The following is a 26,215-nucleotide window of genomic DNA, read 5'->3' as shown; positions in this document are numbered from 1 at the left end:
TCTCTTTAAAGATCAATAGAAGCTCCGATTTCCAGTAACATCAGGTCTTTTCCGCGGTTAAAGAATTTACGGATCGCTTCATCGTGGTTGATTTCAATATAACCGAATGTATCGAAATGATAGCCCAATACTTTATCGCAGGCTACAAAATCGGATGCAATAATCGCGTCGTCCACATCCATCGTGAAATTACTTCCAATTGGTAAAATAGCCAGGTCCAATTTGGTACGCATCGGGATCAATTTCATATCCATTGTAAGCGCCGTATCGCCGGCAATATAGATATTTTTGTGTTCGCCTTCAATTACAAATCCGCCGGGCTGACCGCCATAACTTCCGTCGCCAAACGAACTGGTATGAATCGCATTCACATATTTTACCGTTCCGAAATCGAATTTCCAACTTCCGCCATGATTCATCGGATGGTATTGAAAGCCTTTGTTTCCATAATGTGCGGCAATTTCGTAGTTCGAAACGATTACAGCATTGGTTCTGGCAGCAATAGCTTCCACATCCAACGTATGGTCGTTATGCGCATGCGTCAGTAAAATATAATCGGCTTTTATCGTATTGATATCAATATGGGCAGCTTTCGGATTTCCGGAAATAAACGGATCCACCAAAAGGTGTTTTCCACTCACTTCAATTCCCAAACAGGCATGTCCGTAAAATGTAATTTTCATAGTTTGTTGTTTAAAAAGTTAATACTATTGATAGTAAAACAGAAAAAAGAAACGTACTCAAAGCTACTTTTTTCAGTTCGGGATCCAATGCTTTCGGATCTTTATTATCGATAACTGTTTTCAGATGTTTTAAAAGCGGAATATAGGCCAGTACAAAAAGGTACTGTTTCCATTCAAAGTCAGACCAGATAGCAAATACAAATCCCAATAGCATGGCGATTAGCACAATCCCAATATGGTAACGTTTTGCATTTTGAGCGCCGATTTTTACGACTAATGTATTTTTTCCGGATTTGATATCGGATTCGCGATCGCGCATATTGTTTAGGTTAAGTACCGCCACACTTAGCAAACCGACACTTATCGCTGGTAAAAACAGTTTGATGTCCAGTGCTTGCGCAAACAGGAAATTGGTTCCAAGTACGCTCACCAATCCAAAGAAGATAAACACAAACAGGTCGCCCAACCCTCTGTATCCGTAGGCCGATTTTCCAACGGTGTATTTGATCGCTGCCGTAATAGCCGCTAATCCCAATACAAAGAAAAACAAAGAAAACCCGAAATTATCACTGCCAAACGACGCATAAATAAGCGTTATTGCAATGATTAAAGTGGCAACCGATACGATAATGATTCCTTTTTTCATCTGTTCGGGCGTAATGGCACCGCTTTGTATCGCGCGCTGCGGACCGATTCGATCTTTATTATCGGTTCCTTTTACACCATCGCCATAATCGTTGGCAAAGTTCGAAAGCACCTGTAACCCTAAGGTTGTCAGAAACGCCAAACCAAAAATAACCCAGTAATTGGAATTATCCGAATAGTGTTTATAGGCATAAAAACTTCCTACCAATATTCCGGAAATGGATAACGGAAGGGTTCTTAATCGTGCGGCTTCAAGCCAGATTTTGGCACTCATAGTATTTTCTTTATTCTTTTCTCTTTATTCTTTTCTTCCTGCTACATCCAACCTTTCGGCGTCGTTTCCACCTGATATAACCATAGGTTTACCAGTTCTTTTATTTTTGAAAAATCGCCCAAATGGAAGGTTATTTTTCCTCCGGCCGTGTAGAGCGTAATGCTCCCGATATCGGCACTTTTATGCCAGAATAACTGACTCGTACGGATGGCTTGTATTTTATGCGGTTCGATGATCTGGTGTTCGATGTCCCAGACTCCTTTTCTACAAATGATAAATTCGTCGGTGACAAACAAACGGTTGTTTCGAAAACCAAAATACAACAACAAACCGGTGAATACGATATATAATGGTACAAAAATAAGGTATTCCGCTATAGGTAACACGGTAAATTCATACAATAAAAACAAAATCAACATCGGTACAAACAGGTACAGGATAGTACCTACGATTAATCTCCTGATATTCGGAACTAAAGCAACGCCTTGTTCCGGAATTTTATGAAACAGTAATGCCATGATGCGATCGCGTTCGGCTTCGGAACATCCCGGAATGGTAATTGCCTGTTTGTCGTTTTCCTCCTGATCGGCATTCCCGGAAGCCTGTCGTATTTTCAGGGTAAGCGTATCCATTTTCTTTTGCAGGTAATTCCGACTGGTGGAAACGATCTGTACTTTTTCCGGACGGATGATCGTATTTTTGGTATTTAGTAAACCGTATGACAGTAACAACGACTGGTGTTGCCGGGTGATTTTAAAATCGAAATATTTAATAATCGTTCGTCCGAGGTTTAAAAGCAATAATATTCCCAAAAGAATAAGCACAAAAATCGTGATCGAATACATCGCGAGTCCTTTATCGATATAGGTATCGAATTTTTCACCGTCGATTTCATTCGCCCGCATATAGCTTTGAACATTTTCGTAAATCGTTCCGAAAAAGGCAATTAGCAGGGCAAAACTGCGAAGGTAATTCGAGGTAATTCCAATCTTAAACAAACTGGAAAAACTGATTTTGATAAAAGGTTTGGTTTGCTCCGTATCGATGGTTTCCGATTCGTTGTTTTTTTCCCCTTCCAGCAAACGCATTTTTAAAGCCTGTGCCAATTGATGCGAAACAGCCCGGATTACGGCTTCTTTTTTCTGAGTTCCGGCAGTATCGACATCCAGCGCATAAACACCAATCAGTTTCTGAATAAACGATTGGTTGATTGTGACCTGTTGGATTTTTTGCAGTTTGATCGCAATCCGCGTTTTGTTTAATACACCTTTATGAATAATAAACTCTTCGTTCTGATCGTCTATATAAAACGTAAAATTCCGGTATTGCAAATAGGCCACAATGGCGACAAACACAAATAGTCCGACAATTCCCGAAACAACCAGTGCTTTATTGAGTTCGTTAAATTTAAAAAGCCAAATCACCAAAATCGGCCATAGTCCGCGTACGATACGCTGAAACGTATCCGTAAACATAACCAGGATTCCGACCAGTGATTGGCGTTGTGGTTCGTTAAAGTTCATCTTCCGCAGGTTTTACCGGTGGAACCTCGTTGTTTTCGGATGCAATCGACGGTATTTCTTCGATTAATTTGGCCATTATCAATTGTTTGATACGATCAGCCTGTTCTCTTCGGAGTCCGGCAATACGAATATCGCTTCCACTACCTCCGGCCGTAAAAATTTCGATTGTGGCAAGATCCAGTTTTCGGGAAACCGGTCCTTCGTGTAACGCGACATGTTGCACCCGGTTATATGGAATGACAATTATAGTTGTAGCAATCACACCACTTTTAAATAGTACATCATGCTGGCGAAAGGCAAATCCTTTTTTGCGAAAAGAAACCAAGGCAATTACCAGCGTCATTATAATGACAAATACAATCGCCAAAACACCAATTAACAATACGGTTCCAAAAACCAGATCCGGATTGATCAGCAGAAACGCACCCAAAATTCCGATCAGAATCAAGGCAAAAACAGCGGTATTAAAAAAGATGACTTTTTTATAGTCGGCTTGTAGCGGTTCAAAGTCAACCGCTTCAAATCGCGGTAACTGACGGGTATCAATACTGGTATTGGTAAACGATTCCATAGTAGTTGTGTTTCGGTCGGTATCCATTTCTATAGTTTCAAAAATAGGAATTTGTTCTGAACGATTTTTATAGTGTTCCAATTATTATTGCATAAAAAAGTAGGAGAAACTCCTACTCTTTTACGGCATCCGAATGCCAATCGTATTATAGGCTATCCATTATGGAATCCATTTCTTTTCGAAGTTTGGTTTGCGTTTTTCCAAAAAGGCGTTTCTTCCTTCTACCGCTTCATCGGTCATATAAGCCAAACGCGTCGCTTCTCCGGCAAATACCTGTTGTCCTACCATTCCGTCGTCGGTAAGGTTCATCGCAAATTTCAACATTTTGATAGACGTTGGCGATTTTGCCAAAATTTCCTGTGCCCATTCATAAGCGGTATCTTCCAGTTCCGCATGCGGAATTACGGCATTTACCATTCCCATTTCAAATGCTTCCTGAGCCGAATAATTACGGCCTAAAAAGAAAATTTCTCTTGCTTTTTTCTGTCCAACCATTTTCGCCAGATACGCCGATCCGTATCCACCGTCAAAACTGGTTACATCAGCATCGGTTTGTTTAAAAATGGCGTGTTCTTTACTTGCCAGTGTCAGGTCGCAAACTACGTGCAAACTATGTCCGCCACCAACAGCCCATCCCGGTACTACGGCAATAACCGCTTTTGGCATAAAACGGATCAATCGTTGTACTTCCAGAATGTTTAAACGGTGCATACCATCTTCACCAACATAGCCCTGGTGTCCTCTTGCTTTTTGATCACCGCCACTGCAAAACGAATACACTCCGTCTTTAGACGAAGGTCCTTCGGCCGACAATAATACAACGCCGATGGAAGTATCTTCCTGTGCATCGTAGAAAGCCTGATATAATTCACTTGTTGTTTTCGGACGGAAGGCATTGCGCACATCCGGACGATTAAACGCAATACGGGCTACCCCGTTGCATTTCTTATAGGTTATGTCTTCGAATTCCCGAACAGTTTGCCAGTTGATCGTACTCATATTTTTAAATTTTAGCGTAAAAATAAATCATTTTTTGCATTATCTTGCACTTCCAAAAAAATTATAATACAATGAAAAAAATTTTTGTTTCGGCAGCCTTACTGGGTTTGATTTTTTCGGCTCAGGCTCAAAAATATGAGTTTCAAACCGTTACCGACCTAGAGGCCTTACCGGTAATCAGTCAGGGTAACACCGGAACCTGCTGGAGTTTTTCTACTTCTTCTTTCTTGGAATCGGAAGTGATTCGTTTAACCGGAAAGAAAATCGATTTATCCGAAATGTATCAGGTACGCAACACCTATCCTAAAAAAGCGGAAAACTATATTATGCGTCAGGGCAAAGCGCAATTTGGAGAAGGCGGATTGGCACATGATGTGATCAATAGCGTAGCCGATTACGGTTTGGTTCCGAATAGCGTTTTTACAGGACTTAACGGAACATCCGAAACCTTTAATCACGCCGAAATGGTGGCCGTAATGGAAAGTATGTTAAAAGCCTATGCCGAAAATCCGGGAAAAAAATTATCGCCAAACTGGAAAAAAGCCATCGATGCGATGCTGGATATTTATATCGGTAAAAACGTAACAGAATTTACTTACGAAGGAAAAAAATATACACCGAAAAGCTTTCAGGCGATGACCAAAATCACCCCGAAAGACTATGTAACCATTACTTCGTTTACCCATACGCCCAATTACGGGACGTTTATCCTGAATGTTCCGGATAACTTTTCGAACGGTAGTTTTTACAACCTTCCGTTGGAAGAATATATCGCGAACATCGATAATGCGCTGGCCAATGGTTTTACCGTGGAACTGGATTGTGACGTGAGCGAACCGACGTTCTCCGGAAAATATGGCGTTGCTGTGATTCCGAATGATGATGCCGATACCAAAACCATCTTAACCGAAATTAAACAGGAAAAAGCGATTACACCGGAATACCGTCAGGCGGAATTTGAAAATTTAGCAACTCAGGACGATCACCTGATGCATATTGTTGGAAAAGTAAAAGACCAAAAAGGAAACGTATACTATAAAGTGAAAAACTCATGGGGAACCGATCCGAATCGTGTTGCCAATGGCGGTTATGTTTATATGAGTGTTCCGTATATGAAACTAAAATCGATCTCGGTTCTGGTTCATAAAGACGCCTTACAAAAAGATACCCGTAAAAAACTGGGATTGTAAATAATACGTCAAAAAACAACTATAAAAGGACTGTCTTTAAAATAGACGGTCCTTTTTTTATGGCCTTCGGAATCTGTTTTAGCGGAAAATTTTAACAGAAATAATTCCCCAATGCATTTTATAAATACTATGTGTTATTTATATTTGCCTTTTACTAAATTTTACCCGGAACGCATTCAATGAAACTGAAACAATATATACCTCTATTTTCCATATTATTATTAGTAGCCTGCAATAAAAAAGATAATTCCCGAGATTCCGATAATAACTCTAACGATACAGCCTTACTAGCCGGCGATTTTTCGATTAAATTACCCAAGGTTTCCACTCGTTTTATTTCGGATAACAAAGCTTTTGTAGAACGCTTTTATAACAAACACTATAATGCCAGCGATTATAGCGGCGGTTTTTTGGTGGCCAAAAACGGTCAGATTATTTACGAAAATTATAGTGGCTATGCTTATAAGGAAAAAGGTGATAAAATAACCGAAGACACACCGATCCATATAGCTTCGGTGAGCAAAATGATCACGGCAGTAACCGTAATGAAACTGGCCGAAGAAGGAAAAATCAAGTTCGACCTGCCCGTTAAAAACTACCTGCCTGAGTTTCCATATGAAAAAACCACGGTACGGATGCTGTTAAACCACCGTAGCGGATTGCGAAACTATGCCTACTTTACCGCAGACAAGGGTGTTTGGGACAAGAAAAAAACCTTAACCAATCAGGATGTGCTAACTATACTGGCGACTAAAAACGTAGGCTTGGAATCCCAACCGGGTACCCGTTTCGGATATTGTAATACGAACTATGCCTTACTGGCATTGATCATTGAAAAAGTAACCGGAAAAACGTATCCGACAGTAATGAAGGAAATGATCTTTGAACCGTTAGGAATGACCCATACGTTTGTTTTCGACGATCTGAAAAAGAAAGACGAAGTGAGTCAGTCGTATAAAGGGAACTACCTTCGTTTGGCCTTTGAATTTCTGGATCAGGTATATGGCGATAAAAATATTTATTCTACACCGCGTGATCTTTTAAAATTTGATATCGCGACCTATAACGACGATTTTTTAAGTCAGGAGATGAAAGCCGAAATGTTTAAAGGCTATAGCTACGAACGCAAAGGAACCCGAAACTACGGATTAGGTGTGCGTATGCTGGAATTCGAAACCGGTCAGAAATACTTTTTCCATAACGGTTGGTGGCATGGAAATACATCATCACTGGTAACCTTACGAAAAGACACGGTTTCCATCATTGCCCTTTCCAATAAATACACCCATAAGACGTATCAGACCAAAAAGCTGGCACCGCATTTTGGTGATTATCCATTTAAATTCAGTAAAGAAGAAAGCGACGAATAATAAAAAAACTCCGGTAGTTATACCGGAGTTTTTTTATACGCCAATTTTAACCGACGTCATCGTTAACGAACCGCCAACGGCTTTATCGTTAAAAAATGTGGTCGGATCTTTGCTATCCTGTAATCCCAGCGTATACAACAACGGATAATAATGATCCGGTGTTGGAATAGCCAGTTTTGCGGCTTTATTCAGATTTTCATAAGCAATCAATGCCTTATGATCACCATCGGTTATTTTATCCTTAAAAAGCGTATTCATTTCCACAGCCCAATCGTAACCGTATTCCGGTTCGGCCAGTTTGTCCCAGGCCACCATTCTCAGGTTGTGTACCATGTTACCACTTCCAATGATCAAAACACCTTTTTTACGGAGACTTGCCAATTGTTTGGCCAGTTCATAATGATACTGTGGCGGTTTGTTATAATCGATACTCAATTGCAAAACGGGAATATCTGCATTGGGATACATATGACGTACTACCGTCCAGGTTCCGTGATCCAATCCCCAATCGTGATCCAAACCAACATCGGTTGTCGTAACCAATCCGGCAGTAGCTTTGGCCAGTTCAGGACTTCCCGGTGCGGGATATTGCACGTCAAACAACGCCTGCGGAAATCCTCCAAAATCGTGAATCGTTTTGGGATGGTTCATCGCGGTGATATGTGTACCTCTCGTAAGCCAATGCGCCGAAATAACCAGTACCGCTTTGGGTTTGGGAATTTCCGTTCCCATTTTGGCCCAGGTTTGCGAAAATTCGTTGTCTTCAATGCCATTCATCGGTGAGCCATGTCCGATAAACAAAACCGGAAGTTTTACATCTTCTTCCTTTAAATCTTGTGTCCAGTTATAAAACGGATATAATGTTGCCATACCTGCTCCTCCTATTATAGTTTTAATAAAATCAAGTCTATTCATTACTATACAATATTTGTATATACAAATATACATCTTATCTCATTCACACCTCTTATTTTTTTGATTTTTAACATTTTACCATTAAAAACATAAAGTTAACAATTATAAAACAAAAATTATATTGCTATATATTTAGATTATTCTCTCTTTTTACCAAAAAAAGCAACAAAAAGCTCATTTTTACCTGTTAATTATTTAGAAGAAAGGTATAAATCACAAAAAAACACTATCTGGTATTAGTCTAAATAAAATAATGGTGGTATTTTTGTGCCAATAAAAAAACACCCAAAATAAAGTGAGGTTATTATACGTCATTATTCTACTCGCCTTCCAAACTGTAGTGGCACAAAAACACATTAACGGACAGGTTTTCGATCGCGATACCAAAGAACCGTTAGCCAGTGTATTTGTTGTGAATCCCGAAACCAATGATTGGGCCATTACCGATCAAACGGGGACATTTCAATTGCGAATGCCCAATACAAAAGAGGTGAGCATTACCTTTCGACTTTTAGGAAAACAGGAAGCCACATTAAACTATAAAAAAGAAACCCTAAATACTAAAATTGTTGTTTTCCTTCAAAAACAGGATTTACGTCTGGATGAAGTAATCGTTACGGCTCGTAAAGGAAAAAAATTCTCCGAAATCACCATTGGTAGAGAGGTTATCGAACAGGTTCAGGCTTTTTCGCTTAACGAAGTACTGGAACAATTGCCCGGACAAGCCATTACCAATTTTACATTAAACGAATTTAAACCGATCGCTTTCCGTACGGTACGTCCTTCTACCGCCGCCAATACCGGTTTTGGTAATAAATCTTTCGGAACCGCTATTGTTGTTGACGGTATTCCGATTTCGAATAACGAAAATATGCAATCCTACGGTGGAAATTACGGTCCGCCTTTCTCCCCTAACTTTTTAGGTTTTGGTGATCCGTCGTCGGCTTCCGGGTTTAACGGTTATTTTTCCAATGCCAATTTTGGTGCCGATTTACGAGAAATTCCGGTGGATAATATCGAAAAAGTAGAAGTCGTACAAGGAGTTCCATCGGCCAAATACGGTGATCTGACTTCCGGTTTGATCAAAATCGAACAAAAAGCCGGTAAATCGCCTTATCGCGTCTATACTTCCTTACGTGACGGAACAACCGAATATGGTTTTGCCAAAGGTTTTAAAGTGAACGATAAAATCGGTTTTGTAAACCTTACGGTGAATTATTTAAAATCGAATGCCGAACCGCGTGTTTCCTATACCGAATACGAACGGATTACCACGAATTTAATGTGGAGCTGGGCGAGTAAAAGCAAAAATATCCGCAACTCTTTTTCGGTGGATTATGGTTTTAATAACGATAATGTGAATTACGAAGAAGAAGATACCGATAATAAAATTGTAAAAAACAAAAAGAAAGACCTTTCCATTTCCAATCGTTTTAAATGGAAATTCAGCGAAAACAGTTTCTTCGACAATCTGGATATCAACGCGAATTTCAGATATAGTGATCAACTAACATACGAATCTAAGTTTGTAAATATTGGCGGTAGTATTGTTGGAACCAGTACCGAAGAAGGGGTTTATTCCGGAACCTATACCCTACCGAGCTATACATCCGTTAAAGCGGTAGAAGGTATTCCGATTTCCTCTTTTGCGTCGGCCGATTTGTATAAAACATTTAACACCGGCGATTGGTCCCATTCGTTATTATTCGGTACCTCTTTCCGCAGCAGCGACAACAAAGGACGCGGGCGTTTGGGAAGTCCGGAAACTATGATCAGTGCTTTTGCTTCGACCAACGGTGGCTCCGGTCAGGGATTCCGACCGTATAATTATGGTGAGAATATCCGTGCCGAATACCAGTTTTCGCTATACGCCGAAGACAATATCACCCGAAACTGGGAAAACAGTACTTTTTATATGAACACCGGTGTGCGTTTGGATAATCAATTTGGTTTTACAACACTGGCTCCGCGTATTAACAGTTATTACCAATACGATAAATTTAAGATCCGCGGTGGTTTCGGAATCACCTCTAAAGCACCGTCTTTAAATCAGATTTATACCGGACCGCGTTATTATGATGCCGTTTTGGGCGATTACCGTTATCCGGGTTATTACAACCTTGGAATCGTGCAGACGTTTATCGATTATTCGAATAATAAAGACCTGAAACCGACCAAAAGTATGCGTACGGAATTGGGACTGGATTATAAACTACCTTTTGGAAACCTGAATTTAACCGGTTTTTACAACAAAATGTACGACGGAATCACCAGCGAAGGTATTCCAAGTGTACGTGATATGGCCGTACTTGACATACAGTTTAACGGTACACAAACACCAACGTATCAGGTAACGGGTTATACGCCTTTCTATTATTTACAAAGTCGTTTGGTAAACAAATTCGAATCAAAAGACCGGGGATTGGAATTTTTTATGAGTTTTGAAAAAACACCGTTTAAAAACATCACCTTCGATATTCAGGGAAGTTATACCGAAACGGTTAATACCGATACCCGCGATGCTTACGAACGTATCGCCAGTACGACACCAAGACCGGAAAAGATGGCTGTTTTAAAACCGTATGATGAAAATTCTAAAAGCTTCCGATTGGGTGCGAATATCAATTACCACCTTCCAAAAGTGGGATTGGTAATTGCTGTTCGAAGCGAACATTTTATCATTGATAATACCAATTATAGAAGCGGTAACCGTTTATATGCCTATATCGACGAAAACTTAAACAAAATAATTATCCCGGAAGCCGAAAGAGATACGCATCCGTTATTACCGTTATTAGCGCAAAACAATGCATTAATCGACCGGTCGTTACAAAAAGTATTTCACAATTTCCACTTACGCGTTTCCAAAGATTTTAAAAACGGTTTCCGTTTTTCATTCTATTCCAATAATTTCCTGGACTTAAAACAAACCGAGGATGTAATTGACAACGGAGTACCAACTAAGCGTCCGAAAGCAGGAATGGTACAACTATCTTTCGGAACTAAAATCGAATATCAATTTTAATAATTAATTTATAATCCCCCTTACATGAAAAAATTTCTTGTATTACTCAGTGCAGCATTAGCCTTCACATCCTGTTCGGATGATGATTTTGGGAATGCTAATAACGGACTACAACCGGTAAACTTTTCGGTAAATCTTAAATACGACCCTATCACGTTTAACGGACAATCGGTTAACGGTGGTTCTGTAATTTTAACCAACACCAATACCGGCGATACCTATACTATCGAATCCGGAACCAACGGTATTGCAAATTTCCCTGCAGTAATCCCGGGAACCTATAATATTACAGCTACTAAGACGCTAACCAGTACTGAGTTTAACACACAGTTCGGATATACTCCGGAAACACAAACCGTATTATTTAACGGTGCACAAGAACAAGTGATCATCAATGCTAATGTAAACGCTACGGAATTGAAACTAAAAACGGTTCGTATTGGAGACTTAGTAATCAAACAAATTTCTTATGCAGGTTCACATGCGCAACAAGGAGCGGTTTTCAGAGATCAGTTTATTGAAATCTATAACAACTCGAACGAGACGATCTATGCGGATGGTTTGTGTATCGGACAGCTTTACGGAAAAACATCAACTACAACGGCTGCTTATACTTTAGCTAGCGGTCAGTTTGACTGGAGCAAATCGATTGGTATGACGGCTGGTTCATCGGCGAATACTGATTATGTATATGCTGATTATGTGATCCGTATTCCGGGTTCGGGAACAACCTACCCTATTTTACCGGGTGAAAGTATCGTAATTGCACAAACCGGAATCAACCACAAAGCACCTTTAGTGGATAACAGTGGCGAACCGCTTAGCGTACAAAATCCGGAACTAACGGTAGATTTAAGCACTGCTGACTTTGAAGTGTATTTAGGTGACTATAGATTAGCACTTGGAGAAGACGTATACCGTTTTGACATTCAGAACCCGGCGGTAACCGATATGGAAATTGCCTATTGGGGAAGACAAGGTTACAGCAGCCCGAACAAAGATTTAATTATAGACAACTTAGGACGTGACAGTTTTGTGATTTTCCGTGGTGACGATTTAAACAGCTACCAGAATTTCCCGGATCCGTCTATTGCTTCGATTACAAATACGACAAAATTCTTTATTCAGATTCCGAACAATAAAATTATCGACGGTGTAGATTTACAACACTACAACCCAAGTAGCCAACGACCGAAAATGCTACAATCACAAATCGATGCTTCATTTATCAACTGTGATGCAGCTTATAATTCGCAAGCCGTTTACCGTAAAGTAAAATCGATTGTAAACGGACGTAAAATCTTAGAAGACACCAACAACTCTGCTAACGATTTCGTGAAATTTAAAGCAAATCCAAGAGGTTTTGCGAACTAATCGGCTCCAACCGATTCCATTTATCAACGTTTCTTATTTTTTAAGAACAAGCTTTACAATATGACTTCAAAAAAAGTAATATTATATTTTATTCTGTTAGTGAGTTGTGCCGTTCAGGCGCAGCTCACTGATAGTTTATCGGTACCTCAAAATGTATTCTACAACGACATCCGTCAGCAATTCTGGAAAAACCCGTTGTTTTATACTACACAACATTTGAATGACTTTACGTTGACACAAATCGAATTCAGCCAGAAAAACCTGAATTTAAAACGTGTTCAGACGGCCGACAAAACAACGCAGTACCGTTTCTCTACTCAGGGAATATATAATGTAAAACCCCGACTACGTTTATTTGGTGGTTTTACATTCGATAAATCGTCTGAAAAAGGACTGGGTTATAACTTTTCGTCCCAACGAACGGAAAATCAAAACGTATTGTCACCCAATTATTTCTTTGCGCCCCGAAAAGGAAACTGGGACAACCAGGAATACAACCTTGACGGTGGTTTTGCCTACCAGTTTGACAACAACATCCTGTTGGGCGGAAAAGCATTTTATAAAAACGGTAAAAACTACCGTACCAACGATCCGCGACCGGAAATAGAACTGAGCAATTACGGTGGTGAGATTCAAACCGGATATAACTTCCGCAACAACAGCCTGATCGTATTTGCCGGAATGTCCAAAAAAACGGAAACCGACAACATTACGTATGTAAACGATGCCGCAAATGCACCGGCTTATCCGGAAACCTTTACTCGTTTTTCATCCGGTTATGGGCGTATTATTTTTAACTCGTCATACAACCGTTATATCTTTAATACGATCGATAAAAACTTTGGTTTTGGCTATCAATACCAAAACAACCGAAACAGTTGGAATGCTTCGTATCGCTATAACAAATCGATGGAAAGCTTTTACGGCAAAAACGTGCGCGGTTATGTGTATATTGACGACGAATTAAAGCAGTTTATGTACCGTGTGGTTTCGCATACCACCGACCTGAATTATTTTTACGACGGCGTGGATAAAGACTATAAACTTCGTTTTAGCTACGAAAAGCAAAAAGGAGACAACTTTTCCGTACGCGAAAATGGTCAGAACTACCGTATGAATCTGGATATTTTCAGTTTTAACAGCGGTGTGATCAAAAAAGATAAAAACCGTGTTGTTTACAGCTTTGAATTCGGAGCCAATTATATGCGCCATAAATATGTCGATTTATTAGGAAGTACCGACAAACGATTGAATACACTGGAACTTTCGGCTGCTTTTAACAAAGACCTCTTGTCGAAAGAGAAAAACACACTGAATCTGGCCTTAGGCGTACAGCACTATCAGGCGTTGGATGAAAGCCTGCTTTTTATTCCGATTTCCACTTCGAACCTGTCGTTTGCCGATAATGTGATCCAACCGGATCAGGCGTATGATGCTACTTCAAAATTACGTTCCAATATTATGCTGCAATACCAATACAGCCTTTCAAAAACTAAAAAGTTACGTATTTTTGCAAACTATAATACCCTTGTTGCAATAGGTGATCAATATAAAACCTATACAACGGATTACAATACCACAGCGAGTACCTATTTTAACGGTGGTATCTCGATAATTTATTAAGTATGAAAAAGATTATTGGATTTACAGTCCTTAGTTTTTTATTCGTCGGATTGGTTTCACTAAAAAACCATAAAGATGATGAAAAGTATTATTCCGTAGCGGATCTGAAAAAAATATACAGCGGCGGCGATGTGAGCAAATGGCCCAAGCCAACTCTCGATAGCAGCGTTGTTGATTTTCAGGATTTAGGTGTATTGCCTAAAGTAACATTTCCGGCCGAAAATCCGTATACCGAAGCGAAAAGAGACCTTGGAAAAATACTATTTTTTGATCCGAGATTGTCCAAATCCGGGCAGATTTCGTGTGCTTCCTGTCATGATCCCGAATTGGGATGGGGCGACGGAAAACGAGTATCCCACGGACACGACCGTACGCCGGGAACCCGAAACTCCAAACCGATCATTAACGTAGCCTACTCCAATATCTTTTTTTGGGACGGACGTGCTGCCAGTCTGGAAGATCAGGCGCGTTTCCCGATTGTAGATACCAAGGAAATGAACAACCACATGGATATTGCGGTTAAAACGATCAAAAAAATCAAAGGCTATCAACCGCTTTTTGAAAAGGCTTTTGGTGATGGAAAAGTAACCGAAGAGAAAATTTTTAAAGCTATTGCCACTTTCGAACGCACCGTTGTGAGTCGTAAAAGCCGTTTTGATAAATTTATCGAAGGCGATTCCACGCAGTTATCCGATAAGGAAGTTGCCGGTTTACACCTGTTCCGTACCAAAGCCCGATGCATTAACTGTCATAATTCGGCTTTGTTTTCAGACAATCAGTTTCACAATGCCGGCTTAACGTACTACGGTCGTAAATATGAGGATTTAGGACGTTATAACATTACCAAAAATGCCGATGATGTGGGTAAATTCCGAACACCTTCCCTACGCGAAGTTGGAAAAACCGGACCGTATATGCACAATGGTCTTTTCCCGGAATTACGCGGTGTTTTAAACCTGTATAATGCCGGTATGCCCAATGTAAAACCAAAAGGCGAACAAGTAAACGATAAACTATTTCCAAAAACCTCTCCTTTACTGAAAAAACTGGAGCTGGATAAAGCAGAACTCGATGCTTTGGAAGCATTTCTTCAGAGTATCACTTCTGTGATCTACCGGGAACCCGCACCGGAAAAATTGCCGGGATAAAAAAAAGGAGCATTTAATAATGCTCCTTTTTTTGTATTTTATTTTACGAGGTAAATTCCGTCTTCTTTAATTTCGATCAGTTTTTGCTTATACAAAACACCAATGGCTTTTTTAAAGGTCTTTTTACTCATTTTAAGCACGGTTTTAATATCTTCCGGGTGACTATCATCATTAAGTCGTAAAAAACCTCTGCTGGCTTTTAATTCATCTAAAATATACTGGGAACTCGGCTCTAGTTTTTCAAAGCCTAATTTGGTCGCCGAAACGTCAATTTTGCCATCGGGACGGATGTTTTTGATATAGCCGATAATGCGATCACCCGTTCTTAGATCGTCGTATACTTCGTTTTTATATAATAAACCTTTGTATTTTTCATTGATAATCACATTGATTCCCACTTCGGTAATATGAGAAATGATCAAATCGACTTCCTCACCTTTCTCCAGAGTGATCTCTTTGTTATCCAAAAACTGATTCGTTTTACTGGAAGCTACCAGACGACCGGTTTTCTCATCAATATACATATAAACCAGATACCGTTTTCCCTGTTCCATTGGACGCGCCTGTTCTTTAAACGGAACAAACAGGTCTTTTTCCATACCCCAATTCATAAAGGCACCGAATTTGTTGGTATAGTTCACACGTAAAAGGGCGAATTCGTTTAAAAAGATATACGGTTCCAAAGTAGTTGCGACAGGACGTTCTTCGTGATCCAGATAGACAAAAACAGCTATCTCATCGCCTATTTCATACTGTTCCGGGACATATTTATTGGGTAAAAGTATATCCGCGTTACCGTCTGTAAGGAATAAGCCTACTTTCGTTTCTCTATCGATTTTTAAGGTGTTGTATTTTCCGATCTCAATCATGGTATTCTGTGCGATTATAAGGCACAAAGGTAAACATTGCTTTATTTATTCCACCAGCAATCTGAAAATATTATTTACTAAAAGCAAAAAGACTCCGAATTGGTTTCGGAGTCTTTTTGTTTATTGTGATTTATCTTATTTTATAAATTCGATTTTTTGCACTTCTTCGGCATTTACACTGTCGAAAAAGCCTTGTTCGTTCATCCATTCGTCACTAAAGATTTTGCTCATATAGCGGGAACCGTGATCCGGGAAAATAATCACCACATTACTGTCTTTGGTGAATTCGTTTTCTTCGGCAAATTGTTTTACCGCCTGCATCGCTGCTCCGGATGTATAACCTACAAACAAACCTTCTTTTTTTGCAATCTCTCTGGCCGTATGAGCGCTTTCTTCATCATTTACTTTGGTGAATTTGTCGATAGCATCAAAATCGGTTGCCGTTGGAATCAGGTTTTTACCCAAACCTTCAATACGGTACGGATAAATCTCTTCGCTGTCGAACTCTTTGGTTTCGTGGTATTTTTTTAATACCGATCCGAAAGCATCCACACCAAGCACTTTGATAGCCGGGTTTTTCTCTTTTAAGAAACGAGCCGTTCCGGAAATCGTTCCACCAGTACCGGAACAAGCAACCAAATGGGTTATTTTTCCGTTGGTTTGTTCCCATATTTCAGGGCCGGTTGTGTTATAATGTGCATCAACATTCAGATCGTTAAAATACTGGTTGATGTAAACCGATCCTTTTGTTTCTTCGTGTAAACGTTTGGCTACGTTATAATACGAACGGGGATCATCTGCAGATACGTGTGCCGGACATACATATACTTTAGCGCCCATCGCCCGTAACATATCAATTTTATCTTTGGAAGATTTTGAGCTAACTGCCAAAACGCAGTCATAACCTTTAATAATACTCACCATCGCCAGACTGAATCCCGTGTTACCGGAAGTCGTTTCTATAATTGTGTCGCCAGGTTTTAGGATTCCTCTTTTCTCTGCTTCTTCAATTATATATACGGCAATTCTGTCTTTTGTGGAATGACCCGGGTTGAAAGCTTCTACTTTAGCATAAAAATTACCTTCTAATCCTTCTGTAATTTTATTGAGCTTAATTAGGGGAGTATTACCTATTAATTCCAATACATTATTATAGGCTTTTATGTCTTCTTTCATAAACTATAAATTAGTCGAGCGATATTACTTACAGTAATTAAGTAACCTCAGAACTCTGCAAATTTAACAAAAAAAATTTATCTACTTTTTAATTCCTTCTAAATCTAACAAAAAAGTATACTCTTTAGCTACTTCTTTAAGCGATTCGAAACGTCCGGAAGCACCGCCATGGCCTGCATCCATATTGGTATCCATATATAACTGACTATCTCCCACTTTCATAACGCGCAGTTTGGCAACCCATTTGGCCGGTTCCCAATATTGTACCTGCGAATCATGAAGTCCGGTTGTTACCAGTAAATTCGGGTATTTTTGTTTTTTAACATTGTCATATGGCGAATACGATAGCATATAGTCGTAATACGTTTTGTCGTTCGGGTTCCCCCATTCGTCATATTCTCCGGTTGTTAACGGAATCGAATCGTCCAGCATGGTTGTGATTACGTCTACGAAAGGTACCTGTGCAATCACACCGTTGTATAGATCCGGTGCCATATTGATAATCGCTCCCATTAGTAATCCGCCGGCCGATCCGCCTTCGGCATATAAATGCTTCGCGGAGGTGTATTTCTCAGCAATTACAAATTTGGAACAGTCAATAAAATCGGTAAATGTATTTTTCTTTTTAAGTAGTTTTCCATTTTCATACCACTCGCGTCCAAGGTCTTCTCCTCCGCGGATATGCGCAATAGCGTAGATAAACCCTCGATCCAGTAAACTCAAACGTATCGATGAGAAATAAGGATCCATTGAGGCACCATACGATCCGTAGGCATAAAGCAAAAACGGGTTATTACCGTCTTTCTGGATACCTTTGCGGTATACAACCGAAATCGGCACTTTAGTTCCGTCCTGCGCAGTGGCCCAAATACGCTCTTCGATATAATTGTTTTTGTCGAATTTCCCACCCAAAACTTCCTGTTCTTTTTTAACTTCCTTAGTCTTGGTTTTCATATTGAAGTCGATAATCGACGACGGTGTGGCCATCGACTGGTAACCGTATCGTAAAATATCGGTATCAAAGTCAACATTGGTAGTCGTATAGGCTGTATAGGTTTCGATTTCAAACGGAAGGTAGTACTCCCCTTTTCCGCTCCAAGGCATAATGCGGATTTTATTCAATCCGTTAGAACGCTCGGAAACCACCAGGTAGTTTTTAAAGATTTCAATATCTTCCAGTAAAACATCTTTACGATGGGCAATCAGATCTTTCCAGTTTTCTTTTCCGGTCGCGTTTTCCGGCGTTTTCATTAGTTTAAAATTGGTCGCCTTGTCTTTGTTGGTCACCACATAAAAACTATCGCCAAAGTGCGAAATACTGTATTCCAATCCTCGTGTACGTGGCTGGAACACTTTGAATTCGGCATCCGGTGTATTGGAAGGAAGAATACGGAATTCGGACGTTAGCGTACTCGTCGAACCGATTACGATATATTTTTTTGATTTTTCTTTATATACAAATACCGAAAAAGTATCGTCTTTTTCTTCAAAAACAACCTTGTCATTTTTAGGATCCGTTCCCAGTTTGTGTTTGTAAATTTTATCGGAACGAAGCGTAACCAAATCTTTACGGGTATAAAACAGGGTTTTATTATCGCTCGCCCAGGTAGAACCTCCGGTTGTTTTTTCGAGTTTTACCGGTAGAATTTCTCCGGTCTCAAGGTTTTTGATCTGAATGGTATATTCTCTTCTGGAAACGGTATCGATTCCAAAAGCACACCATTTGTTGTCTTCACTGATACTTATTCCGCTTAACTGAAAATACGCATGTCCTTTGGCCATTTCGTTACAGTCGAACAGGATTTCTTCTTTGGCATCCAACGAGCCTTTTTTACGGGCGTGAATCGGGTAATCTTTTCCTTTTTCGTAACGGGTGATGTAATAATACCCGTTATACAGATACGGAACCGAACTGTCGTCTTCTTTTATCCGCGATTTCATTTCCTGAAACAAGTCCTCCTGGAACTGTTTCGTATGTGCGGTCATTTGCTGGTAATATTCGTTTTCTTTTTTAAGGTAATCGATAACTTCCGGGTTTTCTCTTTCGTTTAACCAATAGTAATTATCTGTTCGTATATCGCCGTGTTTTTCCAATTGTTTTGGCTTTACGGCTGCCATAGGCGGTGTTAGTGTTTTTACCATATCGGGCTTTTTATTTTGTGCGTTTCCCGTTACAAAAATAAGACAAACGCAACTCAAAATAATTTGATTTTTCATTTAGTTTTGTTTACTAATCAATCTGCAATTTAATAATTTTGCGGTAACATTAATCATTAATTTTATTAACATGTTCGGAGACATTATGGGAATGATGGGGAAACTAAAAGAGACCCAGCAAAAAATTGAAGACACTAAAAAACGTTTGGATACGGTTTTAATTGACGAGCAAAGTAACGACGGGCTTTTAAAGGTTACGTTAACGGCTAACAGAACGATAAAATCCATCCAGATTGACGATTCGTTATTGGACGATAAAGAGCAATTGGAAGACTATCTGTTACTTGTTATTAACAAAGCTATCGCAAAAGCTACGAATGTAAATGAGGTAGAATTGGCCGCAGTGGCTAAAGACGGTATGCCGAATATTCCCGGAATGGACCTTTTTAAATAAGAAATGGATCTTTCTATCATAAAAAATAGGGCTTAAAGCCCTATTTTTTTTATTTTGTCCTATTTGTAAACACTTTCTTTTTTAAAGTGAACCGTCAACAAGTAGTACACTACCGCTCTGTACTTGTTTTTATTTGAACGGCCATATTTTTCTATTACGGCATCAATGGCTTTATCCAGTTCCGGACCGTCTTTTAAACCTAACTTTTTGATCAAAAAATTATTTTTAACGGTATCCAACTCCGATTTCGAAGTACCCGAAACAGTAGAAGAATCTGCATTGTAAATAGAGGGACCGCAACCGATAGTTACTTTTGTCAATAAATCCATATTCGGAGTTACGCCACATTTGTCTTTTAAATCAGCCGCGTACTTTGCAATTAGTTCATCTCTTTTACTCATAATAAATTTGTTTTGTGTTACTTAATTGATTTTTACACTCTTTCAAATTTAACAAAATAAAACCAATATGTATTATTTTTAGCAATTATTTTCTTGCTTATTATGTTAGGTTTTTAAAATAATCCAGTAAAATTTTATCATTAATCTCCGTAGGCGTATGGATTTCCAATAGCGCCGGCTGCGTTTTATCGCTAAAGAAAACCGGAAGCGCCTTTTCCAGTTCCGACTGCTCTTTTACCGCCGTATAACGGAATCGGTACATCGCAGCAAGATGTTCGGCCGTGTACTGATGTTCGGTTTCAAAATAGGTATTAAAAACCGGTGTTTCCTGATGTCCGGGAAGAATTCTGAAAATACCACCTCCTCCATTATTGATCAATATTATTTTAAAGTTCTTCGGAATATAGGCATTCCACAAGGCATTGCTGTCGTACAGAAAACTGATATCACCCGTAATCAGGATGGTTTCCTTATTTGAGGCTATGGCTGCACCAATCGCTGTCGACGTACTACCATCAATACCGCTTGTTCCGCGATTACAGAAGACTTCAATCGACGGATCAATTTCGAATAATTGCGCATAACGGATAGCCGAACTGTTACTGATTTGCAACTGACTATTTTGCGGTAAATTGGGCAACAGGGTTTGAAATACGGTAAAATCGGAATATGGAATACGGTTGGCATAGGCCTCGTGTTTTTCGGCCCGTAATGCTTTTAATGCCACTATTTTTGGCAAATAATCGCTGGCAACCGATTTGCTTTCCGGTAATAGCATTCCAAAAAAGGTATTTGGCGTAACTTTAAAGTGTTGTGACAAACAACCAAAGGTATCGTATGCCCGTAAGGTGTCGACATGCCAATGTTCCTGAGGCGGATATTTCCGTAAAAAGGCTTTGACTCTTTTGGATACAACCATTCCGCCTATAGTAATCAGAATATCGGGTTGAAAATCAGCAAAATCAGTATCAGTAAATGGGGTGATAATCGTATCGATATTCCCGATAAAATTCGGATGATGCATATTGGATGTCACCTCTTTCATAACCACAACCGACTCTTCATTGGCCAATTGGCTTATAATTTCCGGTGCTATAGTCTCCGGATCGTTGGTTCCGATAAGAATCAGTTTTTTCGTTGCCTTATTCCATTGTTGGATAAAAGGTTGTACATCCGACAAAACATTTTCCAACGGTTCGGGCTGGATTACTTTTGGTTCTACCGAAAGGGTTTCCGTTACTTCATATAGCGGTTCTTCAAACGGAGCATTAATATGTACCGGCCCTTTTTGTGTGATGGCCGTATTGATTGCTTCATTGATCATTCGATCGTTTTCCGCTGACGCTTCTTCCGTAAGGTTGGCATTATACAAAATATGGTTGGCGAATACATCCCGCTGTCGAATGGTTTGTCCGTCGCCAATATCAATTTTAGACGTTGGTCGATCGGCAGAAATAATAACCATCGGCAACTGACTATAAAAGGCTTCGGCTACCGCTGGATAGTAATTTAACAACGCCGAACCGGAAGTACAGACCAATGCTACCGGTCTTCCGAGTTGTTGCGCCATACCAACGGCCATAAAAGCGGCACAACGTTCGTCGGCGATACTATAACAATTAAATTCTTTATTACTGGCAAACCCGATTGTTAAAGGTGCATTGCGGGATCCCGGAGAAATAATGATATCGAGAAGGCCTTTGGCTTTACAAAGCGCAAGTATACTTTGCGCCAAAGGTATTTTTGGATATGACATTTTGTAGTAGTAGTTTAAATTGAGCGTCCTGAAACGCAGTAACAAATTTAAGGTAGTCTGTCGAATTTCCTTCAAAAAAAGTGTGAAACTTTCTATCTTTGAGTACACTTTTTGTAATGCTTTATATATGTCTGTCACCCTACGTCCCGTAACCGAAAACGATATTCCGCACGTATTGGAAATTATCAATTACGAAATCCTGAACGGTGTTTCTATTTACGATTATACGCCACGAACACTGGATGCACAACAGCAAATAATCCGTGAAAAAGAGGCTAAAAACTTCCCGTTTCTGGTAGCGGTTTCCGATGGCGCAATCGCCGGTTTTGCGACCTATGGTGATTTCCGTTTTAAGGAAGGCTATCGCTTTACGGTCGAACATTCGGTTTATCTGCACCATGAACACCAGGGAAAAGGTGTTGGAAAACTACTGCTCGAAGCTTTGATCAAAATCGCCCGGGCACAACAAAAGCATACCATGATCGCAGTGATCGATGCCGAAAATGATGGCAGCATCCGGTTTCATCAAAAAATGGGGTTTGAAATCGCCGGAACCCTACGGGAAAGCGGTTATAAATTTGATCGCTGGCTGGATTCGGTATTTCTGCAATTATTTTTATAAAAAAACCTCCGTAAAACGGAGGCTTCTTTACTTTTTATATGTCTTAGCTTTTAATCCAATCGATAACTTCTTTGCTATCCGGTAATGTTTTCGGGCTGATGACTTTAACCAACTGTCCTTTTTCGTTGATCAGGTATTTCTGGAAATTCCATTCCACCTGACTATCCTGATACCCGTTTTTGGATTTTTCGGTTAAAAAGTGGTACAATGGCGCCATATCATCCCCTTTTACGGATATTTTTTCCATCATTGGGAACGTCACGCCATAGTTTTTCGAACAGAAAGTTGCGATTTCTTTATTCGATCCCGGTTCTTGTGCTCCGAAATTATTGGCCGGGAAACCTACGATTATAAAGTTTTTGTTTTTATACTCCGTATACAACTTTTGCAATTGCTCGTACTGCGGTGTTAAACCACATTCGGACGCGGTGTTGACTACCATTACCTTTTTTCCTTTTAACTTCGAAAAATCAAAGGTTTTTCCTTCGATATCTTTTACTTTAAACTGGTAAATGTTTTCTGCATTCATAGCGGCTAATTTTTCGGTTGATGCTGATGTTGCTTTATTTTGCGCCTGAATCTGGCCACTGAAAAGTGCCAGTACGGAACAGGCCAATAGTAATTTTTTCATTTTTCTTTTTTATCAAAAGTAAACATTTTATACTTCCACAATTATTAAACATTTCATAATTAATTGTCATTATTATTTCGTCCTTAAACTGTTCTTTATTGTACCAGTCATATCTTTAATGTTGGTTTAAAATAGCCTTACCTTGCGTATTATGAGTTTAAATTTCAAAATTATGCGCCTTCGATTTGTTTTCTTTTTTATTATAATCGCCGGAATGGTGAGTTCTTGTGAAACCGATACGCTAACAACGGCATATACAGGTGACGGACAAAACAATACTGCTTTTAATTCCAGTATACGTTGGTTTTCCGATGAAGAAGATCAATGGGATAATCCGGTGACTACTACTTATTACGATCATCAAAATTTTGTTCACAATGTTCAGGGAAACTGGGATCAATTAGTAGGTAAAAACGGAAGTCTGAAAATCAACGGAAATCAATTCCGGTTAATCGATCCGGATTTAGGTTTGGATGTTAATGGTGCTTTTACTTTGGATAACGTTCATGGATTTTTTGGAAACGGAAATGTTTTTGATTTTATTGGTACTATTTCGGGGAAAAGAACGCATTTACAAATGATTCTGGAAACCGATTCCATTCTTAGAATCGGGATATTTATATATAGTAATGGTAAACAAACCACTAAAATTGTAGTCTTTAAAAAAATGCAATAACTATTTTTTAAAAGCTACCTACTAATTCCAAGAGCTTCTTTTAGTTGTTCGGAACTTATAAAGTTTACCGCCTGCCCTTTATTACATTCGTATATAAAATCTTTAAGGCTTTTACTTGGATACTGATCAAAATCGCCTACTATGGTAAGTTGCATGCGATAGTTTGAAAATTTTTGCAGGATTTCCCCTGCCATTTTGGTTTTAAGGTCGAAAAAATCCGGATGAACGTTTTTAGCAAACAGAATTACCTTGTCAAACTCCTGATAATATAAGTCCACCAACAATTGCAATGCCTCGTCGACAGTATTTACAATACGTTCGTCGGAAATAACCTCCGCGATTCGGATACCGTTTACTTCGTGTGTTATTATTTTCATTGGACAACTGTTTGCGATAGCATTTTTCGTATTAGCGAAATCTGCCCCAAATGGTAATGTGTATGCTCAATGATTCCGGTTATATTTCGATAATAATTACCGTATTTCGATTCGATAAATTCCTCGAAGAAACGCGTATCGTCCAGTTGTTCGATTCGGGTTGCAAATTGTTCCGCTTCGGAAAAGGTTTTGTTTTTTAACGCTTCCCATTCGGCTTCCGAACTAATTGGCGGCAAATTAAAGCTCAATTTATCACTGGCATCCAATGGCTCGCCTTCCAAAACTTTTAAAACAGCACTAACATAGTAATTCACGTGATAGACCAAAACAGCGATCGTATTCAGATCCTGTATCGTTGTGGTTGCCTGTTCCCAGTTAACATCCTCCAAAGCCTCTTTTAGACTTACTGATGTCCAGTTTCCACCAAAATGCAAATCCCGGAAATGTTTTACTATTTGTTTTGAAAGTTCGTTGTTCATATTGAATTAAATTTAATAAATCTTACTCCGATTTTATTAGTACTCATCAAGTACGTCTATTTGGTTAGCCCTCTTTCCTCTTTCCTCTTTTTTCTTTTTTCTTTTTTCTTTTTTCTTTTTTCTTTAAACTGATTCCAACGGTATTTCCAACCCTTCTTTAACAATGTCTAATGCTAAACTTGTACTGAAGCTTTTAATATTCGGATTGCTAAAAAACAACCTACGGGTCAGTTTTTCATAATCGTGCATCGACGGTGTAACGATTACCAATATAAAATCGGTTTCACCAGTTACATAATAACATTGTTGTACTTCAGGTGCCGACCGGAAGCTATTTTTGGCCTGATCAATCAGTTCGATCTTTTCACTTTCCATTTTAACCGCAACAAACAAGGTGATCATCCGCCCTACTTTTTCCCGGTTGACCACCGTAATATCCGCCGCAATCACACCGGTTTCCCGCATTCGTTTGATCCGTCGTTGCACCGCCGCAGCCGACAATCCGATACTTTCTCCTATCGTTCGTTGCGGCGTAAGGTTGTCTTTTTGCAACACTTTTAAAATTGCTAAATCAAATTTATCAAGATTTTCCAAATGAATATTGGGTATTAATGAAACAAAATTGCAAATCAGTACCCAAATTTAAAGAAAAAGCACATACTATTTGATCTATTTTTGCGCTTTATAAGATCAAAAAAATGACTGAAAAAGAAAAAATGCTCTCCGGAGCCTACTATACCTATATTGATGCCGAACTGGATGCCGAAAGGGATATCGCCGAAGACCTTGTAACCGATTACAATCGCCTACATCCAAAAGAAGATGCGGCGCGAGCTGCTATTATCCGCGAATTGTTTGGTTCAACCGGTTCGAAATTCAGTATCAAACAACCGTTTTATTGTGACTATGGCTATAATATCCATATCGGAGAAAACTTCTTTTCGAATTTTAATTTTACGGTTTTGGACGAAGCTGAAGTCCGCATTGGCGACAACGTGCTGATTGCTCCCAATGTGAGTATTTATACAGTCAACCATGCTGTAAACATTGAACAACGCAATGCCGGTATCGAATATGCCAAACCGGTACATATCGGAAACAATGTCTGGATTGGCGGTAATACCGTGATTTTACAAGGCGTGACGATTGGCGAAAACGCTATTATTGGTGCCGGAAGTGTCGTAACTAAAAGTATCCCGGCCAATGTTATCGCAGCCGGAAATCCGTGTCGTGTTATTAAAGTGATTCCTGAGAACGAGTTATAATTTTCCCTTCCC

25 protein-coding genes are annotated in these 26,215 nt (G+C 39.5%); 10 read left to right on the top strand and 15 right to left on the bottom strand.

Annotation, left to right across the window (positions count from 1 at the left end):
- Nucleotides 1–5 precede the first annotated feature (5 nt).
- From AAFN64_RS07675 to AAFN64_RS07655, 5 genes are all read right to left on the bottom strand, one after another.
- Nucleotides 6–683 (bottom strand): metal-dependent hydrolase, encoded by a 678-nt coding sequence (locus AAFN64_RS07675; RefSeq protein WP_300486348.1) that lies wholly within the window; start codon nucleotides 681–683, stop codon nucleotides 6–8.
- Between the two features lie 10 nt (nucleotides 684–693).
- Nucleotides 694–1,602 (bottom strand): 1,4-dihydroxy-2-naphthoate polyprenyltransferase, encoded by a 909-nt coding sequence (locus AAFN64_RS07670; protein ID WP_347760002.1) that lies wholly within the window; start codon nucleotides 1,600–1,602, stop codon nucleotides 694–696.
- Between the two features lie 41 nt (nucleotides 1,603–1,643).
- Nucleotides 1,644–3,125, bottom strand: coding sequence for a PH domain-containing protein (locus tag AAFN64_RS07665; RefSeq protein ID WP_347760001.1), 1,482 nt, complete (start codon nucleotides 3,123–3,125; stop codon nucleotides 1,644–1,646).
- Entirely contained in the window at nucleotides 3,115–3,723 is a 609-nt protein-coding gene (locus tag AAFN64_RS07660) for a PH domain-containing protein (RefSeq protein WP_347760000.1), read from the bottom strand. Before AAFN64_RS07660 ends, AAFN64_RS07665 begins: the two co-directional genes overlap by 11 nt.
- A gap of 132 nt (nucleotides 3,724–3,855) precedes the next feature.
- Nucleotides 3,856–4,695 (bottom strand): 1,4-dihydroxy-2-naphthoyl-CoA synthase, encoded by an 840-nt coding sequence (locus AAFN64_RS07655; RefSeq protein WP_136401765.1) that lies wholly within the window; start codon nucleotides 4,693–4,695, stop codon nucleotides 3,856–3,858.
- Nucleotides 4,696–4,766: 71 nt separating this feature from the next.
- Between AAFN64_RS07655 and AAFN64_RS07650 the strand changes: the two genes are divergently transcribed.
- Together AAFN64_RS07650 and AAFN64_RS07645 are read left to right on the top strand one after the other, a co-directional pair.
- Entirely contained in the window at nucleotides 4,767–5,885 is a 1,119-nt protein-coding gene (locus AAFN64_RS07650; RefSeq protein WP_347759999.1) for a C1 family peptidase, read from the top strand.
- Nucleotides 5,886–6,064: 179 nt separating this feature from the next.
- Entirely contained in the window at nucleotides 6,065–7,255 is a 1,191-nt protein-coding gene (locus AAFN64_RS07645; protein WP_300486358.1) for a serine hydrolase domain-containing protein, read from the top strand.
- A gap of 33 nt (nucleotides 7,256–7,288) precedes the next feature.
- Here the strand turns inward: AAFN64_RS07645 and ygiD are convergent, their stop codons facing one another.
- A complete protein-coding gene (ygiD, locus tag AAFN64_RS07640) occupies nucleotides 7,289–8,125 on the bottom strand; it encodes a 4,5-DOPA dioxygenase extradiol (protein WP_347760167.1) in 837 nt (278 codons plus the stop codon).
- A gap of 340 nt (nucleotides 8,126–8,465) precedes the next feature.
- On the opposite strand from ygiD, the gene AAFN64_RS07635 reads away from it, so the two are divergent.
- The 4 genes from AAFN64_RS07635 to AAFN64_RS07620 are packed head-to-tail and all read left to right on the top strand — an operon-like array spanning nucleotide 8,466 to nucleotide 15,340.
- Nucleotides 8,466–11,195: a TonB-dependent receptor gene (locus AAFN64_RS07635; protein WP_347759998.1), complete on the top strand. Its 2,730-nt coding sequence runs from the start codon at nucleotides 8,466–8,468 to the stop codon at nucleotides 11,193–11,195.
- Nucleotides 11,196–11,219: 24 nt separating this feature from the next.
- On the top strand, nucleotides 11,220–12,569 hold the full coding sequence (locus tag AAFN64_RS07630) for a DUF4876 domain-containing protein (protein WP_347759997.1): 1,350 nt from the start codon (nucleotides 11,220–11,222) through the stop codon (nucleotides 12,567–12,569).
- Nucleotides 12,570–12,629: 60 nt separating this feature from the next.
- Entirely contained in the window at nucleotides 12,630–14,192 is a 1,563-nt protein-coding gene (locus tag AAFN64_RS07625; protein ID WP_347759996.1) for a DUF6850 family outer membrane beta-barrel protein, read from the top strand.
- A 2-nt stretch (nucleotides 14,193–14,194) separates the two neighbouring features.
- Nucleotides 14,195–15,340 (top strand): cytochrome c peroxidase, encoded by a 1,146-nt coding sequence (locus AAFN64_RS07620; RefSeq protein WP_347759995.1) that lies wholly within the window; start codon nucleotides 14,195–14,197, stop codon nucleotides 15,338–15,340.
- A gap of 38 nt (nucleotides 15,341–15,378) precedes the next feature.
- Here the strand turns inward: AAFN64_RS07620 and AAFN64_RS07615 are convergent, their stop codons facing one another.
- The 3 genes from AAFN64_RS07615 to AAFN64_RS07605 all read right to left on the bottom strand — a co-directional run bounded on the left by AAFN64_RS07615 (nucleotide 15,379) and on the right by AAFN64_RS07605 (nucleotide 19,527).
- Nucleotides 15,379–16,209 (bottom strand): S1-like domain-containing RNA-binding protein, encoded by an 831-nt coding sequence (locus AAFN64_RS07615; RefSeq protein ID WP_300486527.1) that lies wholly within the window; start codon nucleotides 16,207–16,209, stop codon nucleotides 15,379–15,381.
- A 135-nt stretch (nucleotides 16,210–16,344) separates the two neighbouring features.
- The gene (locus AAFN64_RS07610) at nucleotides 16,345–17,385 is read right to left on the bottom strand and encodes a cysteine synthase family protein (protein WP_136401641.1); all 1,041 of its coding nucleotides are present in this window, start codon (nucleotides 17,383–17,385) and stop codon (nucleotides 16,345–16,347) included.
- Between the two features lie 81 nt (nucleotides 17,386–17,466).
- Nucleotides 17,467–19,527: a S9 family peptidase gene (locus AAFN64_RS07605; protein ID WP_347759994.1), complete on the bottom strand. Its 2,061-nt coding sequence runs from the start codon at nucleotides 19,525–19,527 to the stop codon at nucleotides 17,467–17,469.
- Nucleotides 19,528–19,672: 145 nt separating this feature from the next.
- Between AAFN64_RS07605 and AAFN64_RS07600 the strand changes: the two genes are divergently transcribed.
- The gene (locus AAFN64_RS07600) at nucleotides 19,673–19,996 is read left to right on the top strand and encodes a YbaB/EbfC family nucleoid-associated protein (RefSeq protein WP_136401643.1); all 324 of its coding nucleotides are present in this window, start codon (nucleotides 19,673–19,675) and stop codon (nucleotides 19,994–19,996) included.
- A 59-nt stretch (nucleotides 19,997–20,055) separates the two neighbouring features.
- On the opposite strand, the gene AAFN64_RS07595 is transcribed toward AAFN64_RS07600, so the two are convergent.
- The gene (locus AAFN64_RS07595; RefSeq protein WP_136401644.1) at nucleotides 20,056–20,397 is read right to left on the bottom strand and encodes a DUF2853 family protein; all 342 of its coding nucleotides are present in this window, start codon (nucleotides 20,395–20,397) and stop codon (nucleotides 20,056–20,058) included.
- 100 nt (nucleotides 20,398–20,497) lie between these two features.
- Nucleotides 20,498–22,153, bottom strand: a complete 1,656-nt coding sequence (menD, locus tag AAFN64_RS07590; protein WP_347759993.1) for a 2-succinyl-5-enolpyruvyl-6-hydroxy-3-cyclohexene-1-carboxylic-acid synthase — start codon at nucleotides 22,151–22,153, stop codon at nucleotides 20,498–20,500.
- Between the two features lie 127 nt (nucleotides 22,154–22,280).
- Between menD and AAFN64_RS07585 the strand changes: the two genes are divergently transcribed.
- The gene (locus AAFN64_RS07585) at nucleotides 22,281–22,775 is read left to right on the top strand and encodes a GNAT family N-acetyltransferase (RefSeq protein WP_300486540.1); all 495 of its coding nucleotides are present in this window, start codon (nucleotides 22,281–22,283) and stop codon (nucleotides 22,773–22,775) included.
- 43 nt (nucleotides 22,776–22,818) lie between these two features.
- On the opposite strand, the gene AAFN64_RS07580 is transcribed toward AAFN64_RS07585, so the two are convergent.
- Entirely contained in the window at nucleotides 22,819–23,406 is a 588-nt protein-coding gene (locus tag AAFN64_RS07580) for a glutathione peroxidase (RefSeq protein WP_300486543.1), read from the bottom strand.
- Between the two features lie 172 nt (nucleotides 23,407–23,578).
- On the opposite strand from AAFN64_RS07580, the gene AAFN64_RS07575 reads away from it, so the two are divergent.
- The gene (locus AAFN64_RS07575; protein ID WP_347759992.1) at nucleotides 23,579–24,082 is read left to right on the top strand and encodes a hypothetical protein; all 504 of its coding nucleotides are present in this window, start codon (nucleotides 23,579–23,581) and stop codon (nucleotides 24,080–24,082) included.
- Nucleotides 24,083–24,096: 14 nt separating this feature from the next.
- On the opposite strand, the gene AAFN64_RS07570 is transcribed toward AAFN64_RS07575, so the two are convergent.
- The 3 genes from AAFN64_RS07570 to AAFN64_RS07560 all read right to left on the bottom strand — a co-directional run bounded on the left by AAFN64_RS07570 (nucleotide 24,097) and on the right by AAFN64_RS07560 (nucleotide 25,532).
- Nucleotides 24,097–24,459, bottom strand: coding sequence for a DUF4180 domain-containing protein (locus AAFN64_RS07570; protein WP_347759991.1), 363 nt, complete (start codon nucleotides 24,457–24,459; stop codon nucleotides 24,097–24,099).
- Nucleotides 24,456–24,938 carry a DinB family protein gene (locus AAFN64_RS07565; protein WP_347759990.1) on the bottom strand — a complete coding sequence of 161 codons (483 nt, stop codon included), beginning with the start codon at nucleotides 24,936–24,938 and terminating at the stop codon, nucleotides 24,456–24,458. Before AAFN64_RS07565 ends, AAFN64_RS07570 begins: the two co-directional genes overlap by 4 nt.
- Nucleotides 24,939–25,061: 123 nt before the next feature.
- A complete protein-coding gene (locus tag AAFN64_RS07560; protein ID WP_347759989.1) occupies nucleotides 25,062–25,532 on the bottom strand; it encodes an Lrp/AsnC family transcriptional regulator in 471 nt (156 codons plus the stop codon).
- A gap of 104 nt (nucleotides 25,533–25,636) precedes the next feature.
- Here AAFN64_RS07560 and AAFN64_RS07555 point away from each other — a divergent pair, with 104 nt between their 5' ends.
- Nucleotides 25,637–26,203 (top strand): sugar O-acetyltransferase, encoded by a 567-nt coding sequence (locus AAFN64_RS07555; RefSeq protein WP_347759988.1) that lies wholly within the window; start codon nucleotides 25,637–25,639, stop codon nucleotides 26,201–26,203.
- Nucleotides 26,204–26,215 lie beyond the last annotated feature (12 nt).

Origin of the sequence: Flavobacterium sp. CAU 1735 (assembly GCF_039888695.1) — a bacterium.
Classification (GTDB): Bacteria; Bacteroidota; Bacteroidia; order Flavobacteriales; family Flavobacteriaceae; genus Flavobacterium.
The sequence above is the reverse complement of the archived record's forward strand: the minus strand, read 5'-3'. Positions and strand labels throughout refer to the sequence as shown.